Source organism: Microbacterium wangyouchuni, from assembly GCF_054072595.1.
The window spans coordinates 12,717-34,629 of record NZ_JBSVRM010000001.1 but is presented as its reverse complement, the minus strand read 5'-3'; the positions used below and the strand labels follow the sequence as shown (position 1 = coordinate 34,629).

The window sequence follows — 21,913 nt, the reverse complement described above, 5'->3', positions numbered from 1 at the left end:
GGCTGAGCGCGCGCCGCGCTGGGCGGGGGTCGCATATGGTCGCTTCGCGCCGCGGAGGTGTCGCATATGGTCGCTTCGCGCCGGTCGAAGCGGCAACATGCGACACCTCGGGACGCGGGTCACCCACGCGCACATGCTACAGTTGCTCAAACCGACTGGACGGTATGTAGATTGCGCAAGGAGGCGCCATGTCCGCAGCACAGTTCGACGCCCGCGCACGCTTCAACAACACCGTGTCGCTCATCACCGGGGCCAGCCGGGGCATCGGCTTCGCAATTGCTCAGCGCATCGTCGCCGAGGGCGGCTCAGTCGTCATCACCGGCCGTAAGCAGGAGGCGCTGGGCGCTGCCGTCGCAGAGCTCGGCCCCGCGGCATCCGCTGTCGCCGGTCGCGCCGACGATGCTGATCACCGTGCCGCGGTATTCGCGCACATCGCAGCCCAGCATGGCCGACTCGACCATCTCGTGAACAACACCGGCATCAATCCCGTCTACGGGCCTATCGTCGACGTCGATGCAGACGCCGCACGCAAGATCCTCGAGGTCAACGTGGTCGCTGCACTCGACTGGACGCGTGCCGCGCTCGCCGCCGGCCTCAGCCGCAGCATCGTGAACGTGGCCTCGGTGGCGGGCCTGAGCGCGAGCCCGGGCATCGCGTTCTACGGCATCTCCAAGGCGGCGCTCATCAACCTCACGACGCAGCTTGCGTACGAGCTCGCCCCGGGCATCCGCGTCAATGCGGTCGCACCGGGCGTGATCAAGACGGCGTTCGCGCGGGCTCTGTACGAAGGACGCGAGGGCGAGGTCGCGGCCGGCTACCCGCTCGCACGACTGGGTGAGCCGGATGATGTGGCGGGCCCCGTCGCCTTCCTTCTCTCTGATGATGCCGCGTGGATGACCGGACAGACCGTGTCGATCGATGGCGGGGCAAGCATCCGCCCGCTGTGACGCGCGAATGCGACGGCCGATCATGATTCACGGAAAGATGAGGGTATGAAGGATTCACACGTCGCAGAGAATGTCACGCGCGCTGCCGTCGAGTTGTTCGCCACTCGCGGGTACGCGAACACGAGCGTTCAGCAGATCGTCGAGGCCGCGGGCGTCACCAAGGGTGCGATGTACCACTACTTCGAATCGAAGGATGATCTGCTCTTCGGTATCTACGATGCGCTGCTGACGCTGCAGAGGGCACACCTCGATGAGATTATCGCGCGCGGCGGGGCCACAGACGAGGTCCTGCGGGCAGCGTGCGTCGACGTGCTGGAGACCTCGATCGATCACATCGCCGAAGGGGCGGTGTTCTTCCGCAGCATGAACATGCTCTCGGCGCCCAGGCAGCAGGATGTCACGCGCCGACGCCGCGGATACCACGACGAGTTCGCCGCTCTCATCGGGAGCGGCCAGCGCGAGGGCCTCTTCCGTGACGACATTCCGGTCGCCCTGCTCGTCGCGCACTTCTTCAGCGACGTGCACTATCTGTCGCATTGGTATTCACCCGAGGGACCGGAAGGCAAGACGCTCATTGCCGAGCAGCTCACCGACCTGTTTCTCACCAGCCTGAGGAGAACGGATGCTGTCCCCCACTGAAGTTTCGCAGTCCATGCGCGCCTGGCGGGTCACCAGTCTCGGTGAACCCGCAGAAGCGCTGACACAGCAGAGTGTGCCAACACCCGTGCCCGCCGAAGGCGAGGTGCTCATCCGGGTCGCGGCAGTCGCAGCGAACTTCCCGGATGTGCTGCTTGCTCGCGGTGAGTACCAGGTGAAGCCCGAGCTGCCCTTCATTCCCGGGGTGGAGTGCAGCGGGACAGTGGTTGGCGTGGGCAGTGGTGTCTCCACACATGCTGTGGGCGACAGGGTCGTCGCGGGGAAGATCGGCGTTCTCGCCGAATACGCGGCAGTGGATGCGGCATCCGTGCATGCCATTCCGGAGAGCTTTGACTTCAACGCCGCGTCGGGTCTGAACATCGCCTATCAAACGGCATGGTTCGCACTGCACCGGCGGGCGAAGCTGCAAGCGGGCGAGTGGCTGCTTGTGCATGCCGCGGCGGGTGGAGTCGGGGCTGCCACCGTGCAGCTCGGCGTAGCGGCGGGTGCCAGAGTCATCGGCGTCGTCGGCTCCGAGGCGAAAGCCGAAGTCGCGCGGGCGGCGGGCGCAGAGCACGTCATCCTGCGCGGCGACGACATCGTCGCCGAAGTGAAGCGCATCACCGGCGGGCACGGCGCCGACGTCGTGTTCGATCCGGTGGGTGGTGCCGCGTTCACCGCATCCACCCGTGCCGTCGCCTTCGAGGGCCGGATCGTCGTGATCGGGTTCGCGAGTGGCGAGATTCCCCAGCTCACCGTGAGTCACGCCCTGGTGAAGAACTACGCCGTGCTCGGGCTGTACTGGGGTCTGTATCAGGAGCGTCTGCCGCATCTGGTCGACGAGGCGCATGACGAGCTGATCCGGCTGTTCGAGGCGGGGAAGATCGCGCCGGTGATCGACAGTGTGGTGGCGTTCGAGGATGCGCCGGCGGCGATCACCAAGCTCGCGACCGGCACGACCGTGGGCCGCGTGGTCATTCAGATCGCATCATGAACGAGCTCGATGGCCGGGTGGCGCTGGTCACCGGTGGTGCGCGCGGCATCGGAGAGGCGTACGTCCGTGCGCTGCACGCCGCGGGCGGTCGGGTCGTGATCGCGGACATCCTCGAGGATGCCGGACGGGCTCTTGCCGCCGAGTTGGGTGATCGCGCGTTGTTCGTCTCCTTGGATGTCACCGATGAGGTGCAATGGACGGCCGCGGTGGATGCTGCGGTGCAGGCCTTCGGCGCCGTCGACGTTCTGGTGAACAACGCGGGCATCGCGAACGCTGCGCCGATTGAGCACCTCAGCACCGAGAAATGGAACGCCGTGATCGCGGTCAACCTCACCGGTACTTTCTTCGGCTGCCGCGCGGTGGTGCCAGCCATGAAGAAGCAGGGCAAAGGATCGATCATCAACATCTCCTCGGTCGAGGGGATGCGCGGCAGTGCAGGTTTACATGGCTACACGGCGGCGAAGTTCGGGGTGCGCGGGCTCGCGGCATCTCTCGCGGTCGAGTTGGGGCCGTTCGGGATCCGGGTCAACTCGGTGCATCCGGGGTTCATCAACACGTCGATGACGACCAGGATCGACCCGGCGCATCTCGACATCCCGCTCGGGCGCCCCGGCGAGCCGGAAGACCTGGCGGGCACCATCGTGTTCCTCGCGAGCGATGCGTCGTCGTTCACCAGCGGCGCGGAGTTCGTCGTCGACGGCGGCATGATCGCCGGCATCCCGCACCGCTGAACCCGTCGCAAAACCCGGCGCTAAACCCTTCTGCAACATTCACATACCGCCCGGTCGGTTTCTAAGGTACAGTGGTCGAACCAGCGACACGAAGAGGTGCCGATGAATACCCATACCCTGCAGTCCAAGCAGGAACCCGCCCGACTCGAGGTGAGCCATCTCACCGTGACGTTCGGCGGCCTGACCGCCGTCGACGATGTCTCGTTTGACGTGCGCCCCGGCGAGATCGTTGCGCTGATCGGCCCGAACGGCGCCGGAAAGACAACGGTGTTCAACGCGATCTGCGCGCTGGTCAGCACTCGCGGCGATGTCACCATCGATGGTCGCCCCGCCCCGCGCCGGACCGCACGCCTGACGGCACGGGGACTCGCGCGCACCCTGCAGGGCCTCGGTCTGTTCGGCAGCCTGACCGTGCGCGAGAACATTCGCATCCCGGTGGTGGGGGAGCGGGATGCCGAGACCGCTGTCACAGCGCAACTCGAAGCTCACAACCTCACTGCCCTGGCTGATCGCCCGGTCGCCGCCCTCGCGTACCCCGACCGTAAGCGGGTCGCGCTTGCCAGAGCACTCGTGGCCTCCCCCTCGCTGCTGCTGCTCGACGAACCGGCCGGCGGTCTCGGAGTCGAAGACATTGATGCTCTCGCCCAGGTCATCCGCGGCGTCGCAGACGCCGGGTGCGCTGTTCTGCTGGTCGAGCATCATGTCGACTTCGTAATGGGCATCGCCGACCGCATCGTGGTGCTGGACTTCGGACGCGTGATCGCCCAGGGTGCACCCGATCAGGTGCGCAACGATCCCCGGGTCGAAGAGGCCTATCTCGGCGTCAAAGCAGAAGACGCTTCGCCCGAGGAGCTGTCGGCATGACCGGCGCCGCTCTCACCATCACCGACCTCACCGTCGGATACGGCGGTGCCCCGGTGCTGCACGAGGTCAGCATCGACCTCCGCCCCGGCGAGGTGGTCGCGCTTCTCGGGGCCAACGGCGCCGGCAAAACGACGCTGCTGCGCACACTCGCAGGGCTCGTGCCTGCAGCATCCGGTTCGATCGCACTCGACGGCACCGACCTCGGCAGGCTCCGCACCGAAGACCGCGCCCGGCGCGGCCTCGCCCTCGTCCCCGAAGGCCAGAGCGTCGTCGCCGAGCTGACCGTCGAGGAGAATCTGCGCCTGGGCGCACTGTGGCGCCACCGCCCAGCCGCGCGCGAGCGCGCTATCGCCGGCATCCTCGAACTGTTCGAGCCGCTTGCCCGCCGGCGCAGCGCCGACGGCCATCAGCTCTCCGGAGGGGAGCGGCAGATGCTCGCCCTGGGCCGTGCGCTCATCTCCGAGCCGCGTGTGCTCGTCCTCGACGAGCCGTCGCTGGGACTGGCGCCACTGGTCGTCGCTCAGCTGATGGCCACCCTCCGCGACGCGGCAGAGCAGCGCGGAATCACCGTGCTCCTCGCCGAGCAGAACGTCACCAGCGCCCTGTCGATCGCCGACCGTGGCGTGGTGCTTGATCTCGGTCGCCTGGTGGCCGATGCTCCGGCATCCGAGCTTGCCGGCGACGCCGCCGTACGACACGCCTACCTGGGGTTCTGATGGATCGTCTCGCCTTCCTGCTTGCCACCGGCCTCGCCCGCGGCGCGATCTTCGCGCTGTTTGCGCTGTCGCTCGTGCTGATCTGGCGCGCCGCGCGCATCATCAACTTCGCGCAGGGTGCGATGGCCCTGGTCGCGGCCTACGTCGCCTTCGCGGTCAGCGGCCTCACCGGCAACTACTTCGCTGGTCTCGGCGCAGGACTCATCGCCGGAGCGGTGGTGGGTCTGGTGGTGGAACGCGGGGTCATGCGCTTCGCGCCGCACGCCAATCCCCTCACCGGCGTCATCATCGCGATCGGCCTCGTCATGGTGCTGCAATCGCTGCTCGGCATCCTGTTCGGCCCGCAGTATCGGCCGATGACCGCGCCGTTCGACGATGCACCGATCATTGTCGGCGGCGTGCCCCTGCTCTCTCCGAACGACATCTTCATTCTTGTCGTCGCGTTCGCGGTGATGGCTGCTCTCGCCCTCCTGTTCACCCGCACATCACTCGGCCTGCAGTTGCGCGCCGCGGCATTCTCCCCCGAGGTGTCGCGCGTGCTGGGTGTGCGAGTGAACAGGATGGTGACGATCGGATGGATGCTCTCCAGCGCTGTCGCAGCGCTGGCCGCCATCCTGCTGGTGCCCACCGAACTCGGCCTCAACCCGCACTCCACCGACATGCTCTTCGTCTACGCGTTCGCCGTCGCCGTGGTGGGTGGTCTGGACTCCCCCGTCGGCGCAATGCTCGGCGGACTGATCGTCGGCGTTCTGATGACACTCGTCACCGGATACCTCGGCGCCACCGTCGCACCGATCGGCGTGCTCCTGCTGCTCGTCGTGGTGCTCCTGCTCAAGCCCGGCGGAGTGTTCTCCCTACGAGAGGCGCGCAGCGCATGAACCGCATCCTGCCCGCACTGCGCGGTACACGTCGCACGATCGTATTCGGTGTGATCCTCACCATCCTCGCGATCGGCGCCACTTTCCTGCTCGATCCCTATCGCAACTTCCAGCTCGCTACCATCGCGGCATCGTTCTGCACGGTCGCCGGCCTCACGCTGCTGGTCGGGCAGAGCGGCCAGCTCTCGCTCGGACACGCGGCCCTGATGGCCACCGGCGGCTACGGCTATGCCCTCACGGCGAATGCGCTGACGGAAGCCGGCATCGATGGCGTGGTGCGTTTTCTGGTGTCGTTCCTCGTCGCGATTGTGGCGGCAGGGATCCTCGGCCTGCTGCTCGGGCTTGCTGCCGCACGTCTGCGCGGACCGTATCTTGCCGGAGTGACGCTCGCGCTCGTGATCGCGGTCCCCGCCGTCACCGCCGTGTTCTCTGGAGTCTTCCGAGGAGATCAGGGACTGCAGATCGCCTATGACGGCGTTCCCGAGGCGCTGCGCACGATCATCGCGCTCGAACAGTGGCAGGCCTGGGTTGCCATCATCGTGGCAGGAATCGTGGTGACCGTGCTGGCCGTGCTGCGCGGCGGTGCCCTCGGACTACGGATGCGCTCCGTTCGCGACGATGAGACCGCAGCCCGACTCAACGGCGTCGCCGCAGCGCAGGTCAAGGTCACCGCGTTCGTGGTGAGTGCAGTGGCGGCCGGGGCAGGCGGTGCGGTGCTCTGCTTCATCACGCAGTCGGTGAGCCCCGGCGCATACACGCTCGCGTTCTCGCTGCTACTGCTGGTCGCCGCGGTGCTCGGCGGCCTCGGCAGCATCGGAGGCGCCGCGATCGGTTCTGCTCTCATTGTCATGCTGCCCTGGGTCATCGGCACCGGAACGGCAGCGCTTCCGTTGCCGGCAGAGGTCGCCCAGCGACTTGCGGGCAACCTGCCGCTGCTCGTGTTCGGCGCTCTTCTGATCATCACGATGATCGCCCGCCCGGGCGGCCTCGCCAGTCTTCGCATCCGATCTGCAATTCCCTACCCACAGAAATAGGTGAACCATGTCACAGCACTCCCCGCTCCGGCGGATCGCGACACTCGTGACGGCATCCGCCGTCGCGATCGCGCTCGCCGGCTGCAGCACTCCCGCCCCCGCTGACGATCCTGCCGTTGCCGTTCCGGGTGTCACGGACGACACCGTCACGATCGGCACGCACACACCGCTGACCGGTCCGGCAGCTGCCGGCTACTCATCGATCTCGGCCGCAGCGACCGCATATTTCGCTTACCTGAACGAGCAGGGCGGCGTGCACGGCCGACAGATCGAGTACATCGTCAAGGACGACGGCTACAACCCCGCCACCACCCAGACGGTGGTTCGAGAACTCGTCCAGGAGGATGAGGTCTTCGCGATCGTGAACGGCCTCGGCACCGCGCCGCACATGGCCGTGCTCGACTTCCTCAATCAGAACGAGGTACCCGACCTGTTCGTCGCGTCCGGTTCCACGAACTGGAATCAGCCGGAGAAGTACCCGTTCACCTTCGGGTTCAACGCCGACTACATCGTCGAGTCCGCCGCGCTCGCGCAGTACGCCACTGACGAGTACCCCGACAAGAAGGTCTGCCTGCTCGGGCAGGACGACGACTTCGGAGACGAGATGATCGAGGGCGCTGAGCTCGTTCTCGGCGAGGGCGGCCTCACCCACATCGAGCGCTACTCGACGTCGAACCAGGATGTCACCGCGCAGGTCGGTGCCCTGAAGGCGGCCGGGTGCGAGATCAACATCCTCGGCACGATCAATGGGTTCACGGCCCTGGCGGTGGGCACGGCCGCGCAGCTCGGGTGGTTCCCGCAGTGGTTCTCGTCGTCGTCCGGCGCCGACTATCCGACTTTGATCGGCTACCTCGGTGAGGACGTCGGCCCGAAGGTGCTGCAGGGGTTCGTGGGGACGAACTACCTGCCGGCCCTGGACGGTGACAGTGACTGGGTCACGCTGTTCCAGAAGGTCAACGACGAGTACAACGCCGGCGCACCGTTCGACGGAAACACGATCTACGGCATGAGCGTGGCGTATCTGTTCGCCGAGGCGCTGGCCGCAGCGGGCGAGAACCCGACCCGCGAGGCGCTGGTGGATGCTGTTCGCTCCGGTGACCTCGCCGGTAACGGCATCCTGCCGCTGTCGTTCAGCGAAGACAACCATGCGGCGTACCTGGGTGTCGGCATCAGTCTGGTTGACCAGGGTGTGCAGGACTATGCTGGCGCGACCTACATGGTCGAGGGCGGCACCGTCACGTCGGTCGAACCGGCGCCGGTGGCGCTCACGGCTGAGGGCGTGCCCGGATCCTGACCTCTCACGCACGACAGGAGTGGCTCGGATCCTGAGATCCGAGCCACTCCTCGTCCTCTGCGTACTGGAGGCGATTACGGCTGAAGAATTGCGGTCAACAGGTTCGGGTTGTCCTGAGTGACATAGGCGGCGCTGGGCACGTAGATCGTGTCTTCCTGCACGAGCACCGAGGTCGGGTTGCTGAGACCGTCGTGCTCAGTCAGCACCGTTGTGCGTTCTCCGTCGTGCACGAGGACGACCTCGCTGCTCGGGTCGAGCGTCGCGACGATCTGGTCTTCGCGTCCGGTGAAGGCGAAGTCGTCAATGCCGACAAGGTCGTCGGCGGCGACGCTGATCTCGCCCGCAGTCCCGTCAGCGGTGATGTCGATCTGCAGAATGGTTCCGGCATCCAGGTTTGAGACGTAGACGTCACCGTCGTGCAGCTGCACTCCGTTCGCACCGAGGAACCCGCCCTGGGCGAGAGCGGCGTCATCTGACCAGGTCGACACCTCACCGTCGAGCGTGATGCTGTAGACCGCTGAGAGCACCGAGTCGGCCGCAAGGAACTGATCATGTTCCTCGTCATAGGCGAGGCCGTTCGGAAGGCCTGTGGCGGGCAGCGTTGCGATCAGATCGAACTCCCCGTCCCCGTCGAGCTCCCACAGTCCGGTGGTATCTGCTTCGCCGGTCGCATACAGCGCGAAGTACGAGCCGTCGACGTAGGCGAGGCCGGTTGCCAGCGGGAAACCGAGCACCGGGGTGGCGGTGCCTCCCGCGGCGGGGGCGGGCAGCGTACCCAGAATGTCGATGTCTCCGGCGGCGGAGATCTCTGCGATCTGACGGCTGGCCGCGAAGGTGACAGCAACGCCGTCGCCGGCGGCAGAGACGATGTTCTCGGGCAGCTGCCCGGAGGTGAGGTCGAAGGACGCAACGATCGTGGCATCGGTCGCGCTCGAGAAGAGTGCCGCCGGTGTCGCCTCGCTCGACGCTGCGGGTGCAGAGCAGGCGCTGAGGGCGAGCGCCGCCCCGACGGTAAGCAGGCCGAGGCTGACAGTGGCGAATCGGGTGGTGAACATGAGCGTGTACCTCTTTGGTTGGTGTGTTGGCGTAGGTGCGGGGGGTTCCCGGATTCCACTGTGCGGTCGCCTGATACGGGGCGCCAGCCCGCCGTGTGGGTATCCCCGAGAGGGATACCCCGCCGCCGCTTGACCCGGGCACAATGGGGAGATGGCGGAGAAAAATGAGCTGGGCATGTTCCTGCGTGCAAGCCGTGCGCGGATCACGCCGGAGCAGGCGGGCTTGACCCTATACGGCGACAATCGCCGCGTGGCGGGACTGCGCCGCGAAGAGCTCGCGATGCTGGCAGGCGTCAGTTCTTCGTACTACACGCGCCTCGAGCAGGGGCAGGCAGGCGGACCATCCGCGCAGGTGCTCAACTCCCTTGCCGCCGCACTGCTGCTCAACGATGATGAGCGTGCGCACCTGCACACCCTGGCCAGCCATAACGACGGGACGCTGCGGATGCGCGCAGTGCGCACAGCGGAATCAGCCGATCCGGCGTTGCTCGAACTCATCGATTCGATGCCAGACATCCCGGCGATGGTGCTCGGGCGACGCAGCGAGGTTCTCGCGTGGAATCACGTCGGCCACGCGCTGCTGACCCCGCATCTCAGCTTCGATGCCCCACAGCATCCGCACTCGCGTCCTGTGCTGGCTGAGTTGGTTTTCCTCGACTCCGCGCTGAAGGCACTCTATGTGGATTGGACGGCGAAGAGTCGTGCCGTGGTCGGCGACCTCCGCCTGGCCGTGGGCCAGTACCCGGACGACACCGGATTGGCATCGCTGATCGGGATGCTGTCGATGAAGAGCCCCGAGTTCGCGCGACTGTGGGCCGATAATCGCGTGCAGGCCCGCAGCACCGCCGTCTACGAACTGCGCCACCCGCTGGTGGGCGCGCTCACGGTGACGAAGCAGTCGTTGCAATCGCCGGGCAACTATTCGCAGGTGCTCGTGACGCACACCGCCCCAGCCGGTTCGACATCGCGGGAGGGGCTGTCGCTCCTGCACCATGTCGTTCCGGGTGCGCTCGCCCCGAGTGAACTCAGCGCGAGTACTCCTCCACCAGCTCGCGCTTGAGCACCTTGCCGCTGCTGCCCAGAGGCAGTTCGGTCACCAGATGCACGACGCGCGGATACTTGTATGCGGCGATGTGTTCACGGACGAAGGCGATCAGCTCATCGGCATCCACTGACGCACCCTCGCGGGCGACGACGGCGGCGTGCACCTCTTGACCCTTGACGTCGTCGGCGATACCGAAGACAGCCGAGACGGCGACGTCAGGATGCCGGGCGAGCACCGCCTCCACCTCGGTGGGGTACACGTTGTAGCCGGAGCGGACAATCATGTCCTTCTTGCGGTCGACGATGGTCAGAACGCCGTCGATATACGTGCCGAGGTCGCCGGTGCGGAACCAGCCGTCCACCACCGCCCCTGCCGATGCGTCGGGCCTGCCCAGATACCCCTTGAAAAGGTTGTGGCCGCGTACGACCACCTCTCCCAGCGCGTCCGTGTCATCGATCAGGACGACGCGCTCATCGATCTCGGGGTCGGCGATCGCGACATCGACACCCCACATCGCGCGCCCGACGGTTCCGGGGCGGATGGGCGTTCCCAGCGGGTTTGATGACACCGTCGGTGCGGTCTCAGTCAGGCCATAACCCTCGTGAACTTCGGCCGCATAGGCGCTGTGGAATGCTTCCAGCACGGCGACCGGCAGAGCTGCGCCTCCGGAGACGGCATACCGCAACGGCGGTCGATCGGGTGAGCGTCGTGCTGCCTCCAGCATCCCGACATACATGGTCGGAACGGCGGTGAACACCGTCGCCTGCTGCGCCACCATCAGCGCGAGAGCCTCATCCGGATCGAAGCGCGGCAGCAGGATGACGGATGCCCCGACGCGGAAGGCCATGTTCATCACCGCGGTCTGACCGAAGGTGTGAAACAGCGGCAGGCCGCCGAACACGACGTCATCGGCTCGGAGGTCGAAGGCATCGATCAGGGTGCAGTGCACCTGTTCGATGATCGACAGGTGGCTGCCGACCGCCCCCTTCGGGGTGCCGGTGGTGCCGCTTGTGTACAGAATCGTTGCGGGATCGAGCGCACTGGTCGCCTCGTGACGGACGATGGGGATGGATGCTGCCGCCTCGACTTCCAGGCGCGGCAGCGCCACCCCGGCATCTGTGGGCAGAAGCACCGTCACCAGCGGCACGCCGACTTGCTGCGCGGCCGGAACGGCTTCAGCCAGCAGAGGTGCTGCGGCCACGAGCAGGTCGGCCTCGGCATCCCGCAGCACATAGGAGATCTCCTCTGACTTGAACAGCAGATGCACCGGCACGGCGATCGCGCCCAGCGACAGTACCGCGTAGTAGACGCGGGCGAAGTCGGGCACGTTCGGGATCAGCATCGCCACCCGGTCGCCCCGACCGATGCCCCGATCACGCAGCGCCCCGGCATAGGCGCGGGTCTGATCCCACAGCTCGCTATAGGTGGTCGTGGTGCCGGCGAAGAGCACTGCGGGCCGATCGGCATGACGCACGGCGGATTCGGCGAGGATAGTGGCAACCGACAGCGTCGGGAAGCCGGCGCCATCGATCGCAGGGTCAGGGCTGTGGGTCATCATGTCTCCTTTGACGTGGATGCTGTCGGGCGCGAGTGGGTCAGCGGCGCAGTTGCGCGCGCCCGAGGCTGGCGAGGTGCACTTCGTCGGGGCCGTCGGCGATGCGCAGCGAGCGGATACCGGCGTAGAGCTCGGCCAGGGGGGTGTCACCGGACACACCAGCACCGCCGTGCACCTGAATGGCACGGTCGATGATGGTCTGCACGGCACGGGGAACGGCGATCTTGATCGATTGGATCTCGGTCATCGCCTCGCGATTGCCGACGGTGTCCATGAGCCACGCGGTCTTCAGCACCAGCAGTCGCAGCGCTTCCAACTGGATGCGCGCCTCGGCCGCCCATTCCCGGATGACGCCCTGTTCGGCGAGCGGCCGGCCGAATGCGTGTCGCGCGTTGGCGCGTGCAGTCATCAAGGACAGCGCCCGCTCACCCATGCCGATGGCACGCATGCAGTGGTGGATGCGCCCGGGTCCGAGTCGTGCCTGCGCAATGGCGAAGCCGTCGCCCTCAGCGGCAATCAGGTTCGATGCCGGCACGCGCACCTCGTCGAACACCACCTCGGCGTGGCCGCCGTGATCCCGATCGTCGTAACCGAAGACGGTGAGAGGGCGCACGATCCGCACACCCGGCGTCTCGCGCGGCACGAGGATCATCGACTGCTGCCGGTGACGAGCCGCGTCCGGATCGGTCTTGCCCATCACGATGAAGATCGCGGCATCCGGATTCATCGCGCCAGTCGACCACCATTTGCGGCCCGTGATGACGTAGTCGTCACCATCACGGCGGATGCGGGTGCCGATGTTGGTCGCATCGCTGGATGCGGCATCCGGCTCCGTCATGCAGAACGCACTGCGGATCTCGGCGTTCAGCAGCGGCGTCAGCCAGCGCTGCTTCTGCTCGGGGGTGCCGAAGTCGTTCAGCACCTCCATGTTCCCGGTGTCGGGCGCCGCGCAGTTGAAGGCGACGGGTGCCAGGCGCGGACTCCACCCGGTGAGCTCGGCCACGGCGGCGTACTGCAGGTTCGTCAATCCAGCAGCCCCGGTCTCGGAAGCATCTCCGGGCAGGAATAGATTCCACAGGCCGCGCTCGCGCGCCTTCTGCTGGAGTTCGCGCACGATGGGCCGGAACGACCAATCATCCGGGGTGGCGGCCAGCTGCTCGTCGAGGATGGCCTCCGCCGGGAGCACCTCCTCATCGAGGAAAGTGCGTACCTGCGCTGTGATCGTCGTGGTTCGTGCGTCCGGAGCGAAATCCATCAGTGCACCTGCAGTCCTTTCTCGGCCAGTGGCTCGACGAGCCCGCCGATACTGTCGAATCCTTCGCCGACGGTGGATCCGGTGCGAAAGCGGTAGTGGATGCCCTCGAGGATGACGGCCAGCTTGTAGGCGGCGAATGCGCGGTACCAGGCGAGATCGGGGAGGGTGGTTTTGGCGTGGGCGGCGTAGACGTCGGCGAGTTCGTCGAAGCTGGGGTAGCCGGCATCCGGGTCCACGGCACTGGCGACGGCGGCTTCCGCGCCCGGCAGTTGGGCGATGTCCCAGTACAGGGCGAAGATGCCGAGGTCCACGAGGGGGTCGCCGAGCGTTGCCATCTCCCAATCGAGGATCGCGGAGATATGGGGCGCGGTGACCGGGCCGTCTACCAGCGCGTTGTCGAGACGATAGTCGCCGTGCACGATGCCGGTGCGTGTGGTTTCGGGCATGCCATCGGCGAGCGAGGCCTGGAGCCGATCGAGGTGGGGGGTCGCGCGGGATCGGGATGCCTTGAGCTGGCGCCGCCAGGTGGACAGCTGACGTTTGAGGTAGCCGTCCGGTCGGCCGAAATCGGCGAGACCGACCGAGCCGGGGTCGACGGCGTGCAGGTCGGCGAGGTGCTCGGCGAGCTCGATGCTCAGTGATCGCAGCGCCGCCGGGGCGTACTCGGCGTTCTGCGCGGGCGAGACCAGCACCTGTCCCGGTGCGCGCTCCATGAGGAAGAACGGGGTGCCGGTGATGGTTCCGGTGGTGTCGTCGACCAGGTCGATGGCGACCGGAACGGGGATCGGGGTCGCAGACAGCGCGGAGATGACGCGGTGCTCACGGCCCATGTCATGCGCGCTGGAGAGCACGTGCCCGAGTGGTGGACGGCGCAGGATCAGCGCAACAGCACCGCCGTCGATGGCGTAGGTGAGGTTGCTGCGCCCGCCGGCGATCACGGATGCGCGCAGTGCGGCCGACGTGGCGAGTTCAGGGTGCGTCTGTGCCAACCAGGCGGTCAGCGCCGTCACGTCGAGACCGGGAACCTCAGGCATCTGCGCCACCCTCCTGCGACTCTGCGATGAGCCGTCGTGGTCAGCATACCGGATGGTCGGTTTGTGTGCGAGCGATTCCGATACGGATGCGCGCCGCTCAGCGCAGCTGCGTGTCGATCGCCTGCCGGATGGATGCCGGGACGGGTGTGGGTCGGCGGGTGGCGGCATCCACGAACACGTGCACGAAACGACCCGTTGCGATCTGCTCGTCATCGCGGAGGATGCCGAGGCTCCAGGTGATGCTCGTCGTTCCCAGCCGTTCGATCCCGATGCCTACCGACAGTGCTTCGGGGAACGATGCCGGGGCGTGGAACTCGCAGGATGATGCTGCGCACAGGGCGATCGCGTCGCCCTGCGGGTCTAGGGCGCCCTCCCGGATCATCCAGGTGTTGATGACCGTGTCCATCGCGAGGTAGTAGACGGTGTTGTTGAGGTGGCCGTACTGGTCGTTGTCGCTCCAGCGGGTCGCGAACGGCTCATGCACGCGGTATTCAGACATGCGAATCCTCCTTGATTCGGTCGGCAGGCTCGGTCAGCAGGCTCGGTCAGCAGGCTCGTCAGTCGTCGACGCGCAGCAGCAGCCGGAACGCGGTGCGTGCGCGTGCGGCGCTGGGGGGATCTCCAGAGATCAGATCCGCGTAGGTGAATGACTCCGACATCCGCACCAGTAGGTAGGCGAGGCCGGCCGGGTCGATCGCGCCGCCGAGAGGCTCGTCGCCGAGTTCGCGATGCACCAGCCATTCGACGGTCGCCACATAGCGTCGCTGGATCGGACTCTCTTTGGTGGTCAGCAGGCGCAGCGCACGCGCCGGCTCTCGCCGCAGGAATCGGCGGAAGTACTCGGCGGTGATCAGATCATCCACGAAGTGCGTGAGGATGCCCGCGATGCGATCTCCGCCGCTGAGATCAGCGGTCGCATGATCAGCCTGTGCGAGTGTGGGCGTCGCGAGCGACCAGAGCACCTCGCCCAGCAGCGCGTCACGATTGCCGACCCAACGGAACAGTGACGTTCGCTCGATTCCGAGGGATGCGGCCAAACCGCCCATGTCGATGCGTTCTCCGGTGATGAAAATCTCGCGGGCGCAGTCGAAGGCGCGGCGGGCATCGGCGTGGGTGTTCAGGCGCTCGGAGAGCCAGGAGGGCGCTGCCGTGAGTCCGGCATCAGCGATCGAGGCCACGGTAATGGTGGATGCAGGGGTGATGGCGGGCGCGGCCGTGCGGGTCATGCGAGCACTCTACCTGGGTCGAGTCGTCTGTTTGCAACGTTTCTGAATTTGTAGTGCAACGTTTTGAATAATGATGCATACTCGATTCTGATCACTGACGATCGGAGCCCCCATGACGACCACCCTGACCGCAACCACCTCCGCGGCGACGACAGATCCTGCGCCCGCGGATCTTCTCGACGTCGATTTCTACGACTTCCAGACCCGACTGACCGACACCGAGCAGCACGCACTGCGTGGAATCCGGGCGTTTCTCGATACCGAGGTCCGCCCATTCGCCGATGAGCACTGGGAGCGTGCGGAGAGTCCGCGCCACCTCGTGCCGCAGATCGCCGAGCTCGGCCTCTACGGAAACGCCTTCCCCGAGACGCAGCAGTTCGACAACAGCGCGGTCTTCCGCGGTTGGGTGGCGATGGAGATCTCTCGCGCCGACCCCTCGACGGCCACCTTCATCGGCGTGCACTCGGGACTCGCGATGACCGCCATCGCGGTGGGCGGATCCGATGAGCAGAAGGCGGAATGGCTGCCCATTCTCGCCGCCGGTGAGCAGGTCGCAGCGTTCGGTCTCACCGAACCCGGACACGGATCCGACACCGCGAAAGGGTTGGAGACCACGGCTGAGCGCCGCGGACAGGAGTGGGTGCTCAACGGTGCCAAGCGCTGGATCGGTAACGGCGCCTTCGCCGATCTCGTCGTCATCTGGGCGCGTGATGTCGCCGACGACCAGGTGAAGGGCTTCCTCGTGCGCACCCCGACCGCCGGATTCACCGGCACGAAGATCGAACGCAAGCAGTCGCTGCGCGCAGTGGAGAACGCGGACATCATGCTGGAGAACGTCGTGGTTGCAGAGAGCGACCGCCTGCAACGCATCGACAGCTTCCGCGACCTCGCCGTTGTGCTTCGGCTCACCCGGGCAGACGTCGCGTGGCAAGCACTCGGCGTCGCCGTCGGTGCCTACGAAGGCGCCCTGGCCTATGCAAAACAGCGGATGCAGTTCGGCAAACCGATCGCGTCGTTCCAGCTCGTGCAGCAGAAGCTTGCCGACTCGCTCGCCGACATCACGGCATCCATCGCCCTGTGCATGCGCGTCTCGCAACTGCAGGATGAGGGCGAGCAGCGCGATCATCACTCGGCAATGGCGAAGGCATTCGTGACCAAGCGGATGCGCGAGGTCGTGGCCCGCAGCCGCGAGATCTGCGGCGGAAACGGCATCCAGCTCGACTACGGGGTCGCGCGCTACTTCGCCGACGCCGAAGCCGTCTACACCTTCGAGGGCACCTATGACATGAACTCCCTCATCGTCGGACGTGCCATCACCGGCATCCCGGCATTCGTCTGATCCGCTACGAATCCAGGAGAATTTCATGACCGAGGCATACATCGTCGCCACCGCCCGCTCACCGATCGGCCGCGCGGGCAAGGGCTCACTGACGTCACTTCGCGGTGACGACCTCGCCGCGAATATGGTGCAGGCAGCACTTGACCAGGTGCCGGGCCTGGACCCGGCGCGCATCGATGACCTGATGCTCGGCACGGGCCAGCCGGCTGGCGAGCAGGGGTTCAACATTGCGCGCATCGTCTCGGTGCTGCTCGGGCTCGACACGGTTGCGGGCACCACCGTGAACCGGTACTGCTCGTCTTCACTGCAGACCACCCGGATGGCGTTCCATGCGATCAAGGCCGGCGAGGGAGACATCTTCGTGTCCGCGGGTGTGGAGATGGTCAGTCGCTACGGCCAGGGGATGGCAGACGTGTCACCGGGGCAGGTGATTCAGAATCGGGTATTCGATGAAGCCGTCGCGCTCTCCACGGCGCGTTCGGGGGGCGCCGCTGCCGCATGGACCGACCCGCGGGCGGCCGGACGGCTCCCCGATCCGTATATCGCGATGGGGCAGACCGCGGAGAACGTTGCGCAGATCCACGGGATCACCCGTGAGGAGCAGGATGCTTTCGCCGCACGGTCGCAGCAGCGGGCCGAAGCGGCGATCGCCTCTGGTTTCTGGGGGCGTGACATCACCCCGGTGAGCCTCGCGGACGGCACGGTGGTGTCGGCTGATGATGGGCCCCGCCCCGGGGTCACAACGGAGTCGCTCGCCGGATTGCAGCCGGTCTTCCGTCCGGACGGCACTGTGACGGCCGGCAACTGCTGCCCACTCAACGATGGGGCAGCGGCCGTGGTGATCGTGTCGGGACGGGTGGTGGAGGAGCTGGGACTTCAACCACTGGCACGGATCGTCTCGACCGGGGTGAGCGGGCTGTCGCCGGAGATCATGGGGCTGGGGCCCGTGGAATCTTCGCGGCGCGCGCTCTCCCGGGCGGGGCTCGACATCGCCGATATCGACCTCGTGGAGATCAATGAGGCCTTCGCCTCGCAGGTGATCGCCTCGGCTCGCGAGTTGAGCATCGACGAGGAGCGGCTGAACGTGCATGGCGGGGCGATCGCGGTCGGTCACCCCTTCGGGATGACGGGCGCGCGCATCACGTCGACGCTCATCAATGGGTTGGCCGCTACCGGCGGACGCTATGGTCTGGAAACCATGTGCGTCGGCGGCGGGCAGGGCATGGCGATGGTGCTCGAGCGCGTCTGACGAGGCACACCACACAGCGACAGACGAGGCGCGACCCGCTGAGGGTCGCGCCTCGTCTGTTCGTCTGCCGACTACGCCGGAATGAACAGGGCGATGGTCTCGGCGACCAGCGCCGGACGCTCGGACCCCTCGATTTCGATCGTGGTGCGGGCGCTCACCCGCCAGCCCTGCGCCCCGCCATCCGCCGCGGTGATCTCGGTCATCGCGCGCACGCGTGAATCGGCGGTCACCGGCTGCAGGAATCGCACCTTGTCGAGTCCGTAGTTCACGACCATGGATGCTCCGCTGACCTGGAGCAGGCCATCAGTCAGGCGCGGCAGCAGCGAGAGGGTGAGATAGCCGTGCGCGATCGTTGCGCCGAAAGGACCGGATGCTGCACGCTCGGCGTCCAGGTGAATCCACTGCCAGTCCTGCGTGGCATCGGCGAACGCCTGGATGCGCTCCTGGTCAATGGTGAACCAGTCGCCGGTTGCGCTGCGGCCGACCATATCGGCGAGTGCGGACGGGTGATCTGCGACGATGCTCATGCGGTCGGCCCGCCTGCCACATAGAGCACCTGACCCGACACGAAGCTCGCCTCTTCGGAACAGAAGAACGCCGCGGCGGCCGCGATGTCGTCGGGGGCTCCTGCCCTGCCCACCGGAACCTCTTTGGCCATGTGCTCGACGAACTCGTCGAATCCCACGCCCATCCGCTCGGCGGTTGCACGCGTCATATCGGTGACGATGAATCCGGGAGCTATCGCGTTGGCGGTGACTCCGTAGCGGCCCAGTTCGATCGCGAGGGTCTTGGTGAGCCCCTGCATCCCGGCTTTGGCTGCGGAGTAGTTCGCCTGCCCGCGGTTGCCGAGCGCCGAGGTGCTCGACAGGTTGACGATCCGACCCCAGCCGGCGTCGACCTGATGCTTCTGCACCGCCCTGCTCATCAGGAACGCGCCGCGCAGATGCACCGACAGCACGAGATCCCAATCATCCTCGGTCATCTTGAACAGCAGATTGTCGCGGATGATGCCGGCATTGTTCACCAGGATCGTCGGGGCTCCGAGTTCGGCAGCGATGCGGTCGACGGCGGCGGCGACGGCAGCAGCATCGGAGACGTCTGCGCCGACGGCGAGGGCCTGTCCGCCAGCATCAGTGATGGCCTGCACGGTGTCGGCGCAGGCGGCTTCGTCCAGATCGAGCACGGCGACGGCGCATCCGTCGGCGGCCAGACGGATGGCGGTGGCAGCGCCGATACCGCGCGCGGCTCCGGTCACGATGGCAGTGCGAGTCATAAAGTGTCCTCTCAGTGGGTGATTCAGAAGGTGAGCAGTTGGCGCAGCTGGGTGCCGGAGGCCAGGAGATCCATCGCCTCTGGCAGGTCGTCGAGGGTGATTTTCGATGAGATCAGTCGTTCCAGCGGCAATGCCCCCGTGCGCCAGAGGTCGACATAGCGGGGAATGTCGCGTTCCGGAACGGCCGAACCCAGATAGCTGCCGATGATGGTTCGGGCCTGGGCGGTCAGCTGCAGTGGCGAGACGGTGGCGGTGGCGTCGGGTGGGGGCAGGCCGACGGTCACCGTGGTTCCGCCCGGGGCCGTGAGGGCGAGAGCCGTCTCGAAGGCCCGTGCTGACCCTGCCGCTTCGATCACGACGGACGTCTGGTGCCCGGCGGCGATGATTGCGGCCGGCTCAAACGCTGCAGAGGCACCGAGTTCCCGCGCGAGATCGAGTTTGGCGGGCACGGCGTCGACACCGATGACGTCGTGGCCGAGGGCGATGGCAACCAGGAGTGCTGCCATGCCGACGCCCCCGAGACCGACCACGATCACGCGCTCGCCGGGCGCGGGGCGGGCCGCGTTGATGACCGCGCCGCCGCCGGTGAGCACGGCGCAACCGAGCAGGGCGGCGATTTCCGCTGGTACATCGGACTCGACAGCCACGACGCTCTGGCGGTTGACAACCGCGTGCGTGGCGAAGGCGCTGACGCCGAGATGGTGATGAACGCTCTCGCCGGTGGCTGTTCGATGGAGTCGGATGCCGTCGCCGACCAGCGTGCCGGCGCTGTTCGCCGCCGATCCGGGGATGCAGGGCAGTCTGCCGTCGGTCTGGCAGTTCTCGCAGGAGCCGCAGCGTGGGAGGAACGTCATCACAACACGCGTGCCGATGGCGATGTCAGAGACGCCGGGCCCGAGCTGCTCGACGTTTCCCGCCGCTTCGTGTCCGAGCAGCATCGGCATCGGGCGAGTGCGGTTGCCGTCGACGACGCTGAGGTCGGAGTGGCAGATGCCGGCCGCTTCGATGCGGACAAGGAGCTCGCCGGCGGCGGGCTGATCCAGCTCCACCTCACCGATCGTGAACGGATTCGACCTCGCGAAGGGCGCTTTCGATCCGGATGTCTCGAGTACGGCTCCACGGATTAGCATCCGGTCTCCTTCGCACGCGATGCTCCGATGCATCGCGGTCCGATAATCATACCGACTGGGCGGTATGTAATCCAGTCGATCAGATCACGGTGACGCCAGTAGGGTGTGAACATGGATCTGCGGGTCGCAGCATACGCCGTCGTCACCGATGACGACGGGAAGGTGCTGCTGGCGCGCTGGACCGAGGGGCGACGCGTCGCCTGGACGATGCCCGGCGGCGGCCTCGAAGCCGGTGAAGATCCAGAGGATGCCGTGCGCCGCGAGGTGCGCGAAGAAACCGGCTACACCGTGCACGTGCAGGAGCTTCTCGGCGTCCACTCGCGGGTCATCCCCGCGGGCAGGCGCGTGAAGAAGGCTGACGTGCCGCTGCACACCCTGCGCATTGTCTATCGCGCCAAGATCTCCGGCGGAAAACTCCGCTTCGAGGAGAACGGCTCCACCGACATGGCCGGCTGGTTCATGGTTCCCAGCATTGCAGAGCTGCAGCGCGTGAAGCTCGTCGACATCGCTCTGCGCATGGGCGAGGTCCTGTGACGCGGATCCCGCGCGGGGGCGGCGCTCAGGAGCGGGGCTTCTCCGGCTCCGAGATATCGGCGACCGTCGCGCCGTAGGCGGCAATCAGCGCATCCGCATCGACGAACAGGCTGAAGCCGTGTGCTCCCGCGCCCATCGCGACCTGCTGGCCGACGATTGATTCGTCGGCGTAGATCGGCCAGTCGGTGCTGCTGCCGATCGGAACGATCGTGCCGCGCTCGTAGCCGGTTGCTGCCAGAGCGAGCTCCGGCTCGGGCAGGCGCAGCTTGTTCACGCCCACCAGGGCGCGCAGTTTCGGCCACGAGATCGATCGTCCGCCCGGTACCAGCGCGAACAGGTAGGTGTCATCCGCGCGCTTGACGACCAGAGTCTTCACGATTCCGGATGGGTCGATCCCCAGCAGGGCCGCCGCTTCATACAGGCTGTTCGCCGCCGGGCGCTCGCGGATCTCGATGTCGAGCCCGCGAGCAGCCGCGGCATCCCGCACCCGCGAATGCGGGTCAGATGCAGACGGACTCACGCGTCCGGAGCGGAGAGCGGGTCGTCAGCAACCCAGAGCTCATCATCGGCGCGCAGCGCCTGCCAGGCGGCGTAGAGCACACCGGCTGCGGCGGCAGCACCGAGAACGATCGCGATGATCGAGCCGACACCAGGGCCGCTCTTCTTCGGGGCGGGGTGATGCGAGAACGACAGACCCTGACGCTTTGCGTTCGCGACATCCCACGCCGACAGCGCAGTGCCGACGACGCCGCCGACGATCGGGACGACCTTGTCGTCGACGACCTGGCGGCCGAGCTTCAGTCCGCGGTCGACTGTCGGGGCGAAGCGGCGGTTGTAGGTGTCCTGCACGACCGGGAGAACCTGCTCGCGGCCGAGGTTGCCGAGCTGACGACTTGCCTCTCGGGCGACGTCTGCAGCGTGGCCGACAAGCACCTGCTGAGACTCCCAGAGTTCATTGGCGTCGTTCTGCAGACGGCGCAGTTCTTTCTTCCGCTTGCGGGTGAGGCTCACGATGCTCTCCTGTCCATTGGCGTATGGGTTCCCCATCTTGCCAGACGAGTCTGTATTGCGGGCTGGAATTTCCGACCCTTGTCAACTCTTACTCTCCACGCTAACGTCATCGT

The 21,913-nt window shown here is 66.6% G+C and carries 24 protein-coding genes; 13 read left to right on the top strand and 11 right to left on the bottom strand.

The annotated features are described in order from the left end of the window. Positions 1-188 precede the first annotated feature (188 nt). From ACW5CM_RS00185 to ACW5CM_RS00145, 9 genes are all read left to right on the top strand, one after another. Complete coding sequence (locus ACW5CM_RS00185; RefSeq protein ID WP_438252419.1) at positions 189-947, top strand: SDR family oxidoreductase; 759 nt, start codon at positions 189-191, stop codon at positions 945-947. Positions 948-992: 45 nt separating this feature from the next. Further along, positions 993-1,586: a TetR/AcrR family transcriptional regulator gene (locus ACW5CM_RS00180; RefSeq protein ID WP_457123747.1), complete on the top strand. Its 594-nt coding sequence runs from the start codon at positions 993-995 to the stop codon at positions 1,584-1,586. Then, complete coding sequence (locus ACW5CM_RS00175; RefSeq protein WP_457123746.1) at positions 1,570-2,577, top strand: NADPH:quinone oxidoreductase family protein; 1,008 nt, start codon at positions 1,570-1,572, stop codon at positions 2,575-2,577. Before ACW5CM_RS00180 ends, ACW5CM_RS00175 begins: the two co-directional genes overlap by 17 nt. Then, complete coding sequence (locus ACW5CM_RS00170) at positions 2,574-3,308, top strand: glucose 1-dehydrogenase (RefSeq protein ID WP_439255421.1); 735 nt, start codon at positions 2,574-2,576, stop codon at positions 3,306-3,308. Before ACW5CM_RS00175 ends, ACW5CM_RS00170 begins: the two co-directional genes overlap by 4 nt. Before the next feature lie 102 nt (positions 3,309-3,410). Next, the gene (locus tag ACW5CM_RS00165) at positions 3,411-4,172 is read left to right on the top strand and encodes an ABC transporter ATP-binding protein (RefSeq protein WP_457123745.1); all 762 of its coding nucleotides are present in this window, start codon (positions 3,411-3,413) and stop codon (positions 4,170-4,172) included. Next, a complete protein-coding gene (locus tag ACW5CM_RS00160) occupies positions 4,169-4,888 on the top strand; it encodes an ABC transporter ATP-binding protein (protein WP_438252424.1) in 720 nt (239 codons plus the stop codon). The genes ACW5CM_RS00165 and ACW5CM_RS00160 overlap by 4 nt, the downstream gene beginning before the upstream one ends. Next, a complete protein-coding gene (locus ACW5CM_RS00155; RefSeq protein WP_438252425.1) occupies positions 4,888-5,766 on the top strand; it encodes a branched-chain amino acid ABC transporter permease in 879 nt (292 codons plus the stop codon). The genes ACW5CM_RS00160 and ACW5CM_RS00155 overlap by 1 nt, the downstream gene beginning before the upstream one ends. Beyond that, on the top strand, positions 5,763-6,800 hold the full coding sequence (locus tag ACW5CM_RS00150; RefSeq protein WP_438252426.1) for a branched-chain amino acid ABC transporter permease: 1,038 nt from the start codon (positions 5,763-5,765) through the stop codon (positions 6,798-6,800). The genes ACW5CM_RS00155 and ACW5CM_RS00150 overlap by 4 nt, the downstream gene beginning before the upstream one ends. 7 nt (positions 6,801-6,807) lie before the next feature. Beyond that, positions 6,808-8,094: an ABC transporter substrate-binding protein gene (locus ACW5CM_RS00145; RefSeq protein ID WP_438252427.1), complete on the top strand. Its 1,287-nt coding sequence runs from the start codon at positions 6,808-6,810 to the stop codon at positions 8,092-8,094. Positions 8,095-8,168: 74 nt separating this feature from the next. Here the strand turns inward: ACW5CM_RS00145 and ACW5CM_RS00140 are convergent, their stop codons facing one another. Next, entirely contained in the window at positions 8,169-9,149 is a 981-nt protein-coding gene (locus ACW5CM_RS00140) for an SMP-30/gluconolactonase/LRE family protein (protein WP_457123744.1), read from the bottom strand. Between the two features lie 151 nt (positions 9,150-9,300). Here ACW5CM_RS00140 and ACW5CM_RS00135 point away from each other — a divergent pair, with 151 nt between their 5' ends. Continuing rightward, positions 9,301-10,209: a helix-turn-helix transcriptional regulator gene (locus tag ACW5CM_RS00135; protein WP_439255426.1), complete on the top strand. Its 909-nt coding sequence runs from the start codon at positions 9,301-9,303 to the stop codon at positions 10,207-10,209. Here ACW5CM_RS00135 and ACW5CM_RS00130 read toward each other — a convergent pair. The 5 genes from ACW5CM_RS00130 to ACW5CM_RS00110 all read right to left on the bottom strand — a co-directional run bounded on the left by ACW5CM_RS00130 (position 10,175) and on the right by ACW5CM_RS00110 (position 15,264). Beyond that, entirely contained in the window at positions 10,175-11,749 is a 1,575-nt protein-coding gene (locus ACW5CM_RS00130; protein WP_457123743.1) for an AMP-binding protein, read from the bottom strand. The two genes, ACW5CM_RS00135 and ACW5CM_RS00130, sit on opposite strands and share 35 nt — an antisense overlap. Before the next feature lie 40 nt (positions 11,750-11,789). Next, positions 11,790-13,004 (bottom strand): acyl-CoA dehydrogenase family protein, encoded by a 1,215-nt coding sequence (locus ACW5CM_RS00125; RefSeq protein WP_457123742.1) that lies wholly within the window; start codon positions 13,002-13,004, stop codon positions 11,790-11,792. Next, positions 13,004-14,038: a phosphotransferase family protein gene (locus ACW5CM_RS00120; RefSeq protein WP_457123741.1), complete on the bottom strand. Its 1,035-nt coding sequence runs from the start codon at positions 14,036-14,038 to the stop codon at positions 13,004-13,006. The genes ACW5CM_RS00125 and ACW5CM_RS00120 overlap by 1 nt, the downstream gene beginning before the upstream one ends. A 97-nt stretch (positions 14,039-14,135) precedes the next feature. After that, the gene (locus tag ACW5CM_RS00115; protein ID WP_438252433.1) at positions 14,136-14,537 is read right to left on the bottom strand and encodes an acyl-CoA thioesterase; all 402 of its coding nucleotides are present in this window, start codon (positions 14,535-14,537) and stop codon (positions 14,136-14,138) included. Between the two features lie 58 nt (positions 14,538-14,595). Then, positions 14,596-15,264 (bottom strand): QsdR family transcriptional regulator, encoded by a 669-nt coding sequence (locus tag ACW5CM_RS00110; protein ID WP_439255430.1) that lies wholly within the window; start codon positions 15,262-15,264, stop codon positions 14,596-14,598. A 112-nt stretch (positions 15,265-15,376) separates the two neighbouring features. Between ACW5CM_RS00110 and ACW5CM_RS00105 the strand changes: the two genes are divergently transcribed. Both ACW5CM_RS00105 and ACW5CM_RS00100 read left to right on the top strand, forming a co-directional pair. Then, positions 15,377-16,603, top strand: coding sequence for an acyl-CoA dehydrogenase family protein (locus tag ACW5CM_RS00105; protein WP_457123740.1), 1,227 nt, complete (start codon positions 15,377-15,379; stop codon positions 16,601-16,603). A gap of 25 nt (positions 16,604-16,628) precedes the next feature. Then, a complete protein-coding gene (locus ACW5CM_RS00100) occupies positions 16,629-17,852 on the top strand; it encodes an acetyl-CoA C-acetyltransferase (protein WP_439255432.1) in 1,224 nt (407 codons plus the stop codon). 71 nt (positions 17,853-17,923) lie between these two features. On the opposite strand, the gene ACW5CM_RS00095 is transcribed toward ACW5CM_RS00100, so the two are convergent. Genes ACW5CM_RS00095 through ACW5CM_RS00085 form a run of 3 tightly spaced genes read right to left on the bottom strand, consistent with a single transcriptional unit; the run spans position 17,924 to position 20,255 of the window. Beyond that, positions 17,924-18,379 carry a MaoC family dehydratase gene (locus ACW5CM_RS00095; protein ID WP_457123739.1) on the bottom strand — a complete coding sequence of 152 codons (456 nt, stop codon included), beginning with the start codon at positions 18,377-18,379 and terminating at the stop codon, positions 17,924-17,926. Beyond that, positions 18,376-19,125: an SDR family oxidoreductase gene (locus ACW5CM_RS00090; RefSeq protein WP_439255433.1), complete on the bottom strand. Its 750-nt coding sequence runs from the start codon at positions 19,123-19,125 to the stop codon at positions 18,376-18,378. The genes ACW5CM_RS00095 and ACW5CM_RS00090 overlap by 4 nt, the downstream gene beginning before the upstream one ends. A 23-nt stretch (positions 19,126-19,148) precedes the next feature. After that, positions 19,149-20,255, bottom strand: a complete 1,107-nt coding sequence (locus tag ACW5CM_RS00085) for a zinc-binding dehydrogenase (RefSeq protein WP_457123738.1) — start codon at positions 20,253-20,255, stop codon at positions 19,149-19,151. A 111-nt stretch (positions 20,256-20,366) separates the two neighbouring features. Here ACW5CM_RS00085 and ACW5CM_RS00080 point away from each other — a divergent pair, with 111 nt between their 5' ends. Further along, positions 20,367-20,789 (top strand): NUDIX hydrolase, encoded by a 423-nt coding sequence (locus tag ACW5CM_RS00080; RefSeq protein ID WP_457123737.1) that lies wholly within the window; start codon positions 20,367-20,369, stop codon positions 20,787-20,789. A gap of 25 nt (positions 20,790-20,814) precedes the next feature. Here ACW5CM_RS00080 and ACW5CM_RS00075 read toward each other — a convergent pair whose 3' ends face one another. Further along, the gene (locus tag ACW5CM_RS00075) at positions 20,815-21,276 is read right to left on the bottom strand and encodes an aminoacyl-tRNA deacylase (protein ID WP_457124102.1); all 462 of its coding nucleotides are present in this window, start codon (positions 21,274-21,276) and stop codon (positions 20,815-20,817) included. Positions 21,277-21,305: 29 nt separating this feature from the next. After that, positions 21,306-21,800 (bottom strand): DNA helicase, encoded by a 495-nt coding sequence (locus ACW5CM_RS00070; protein ID WP_438252441.1) that lies wholly within the window; start codon positions 21,798-21,800, stop codon positions 21,306-21,308. Positions 21,801-21,913 lie beyond the last annotated feature (113 nt).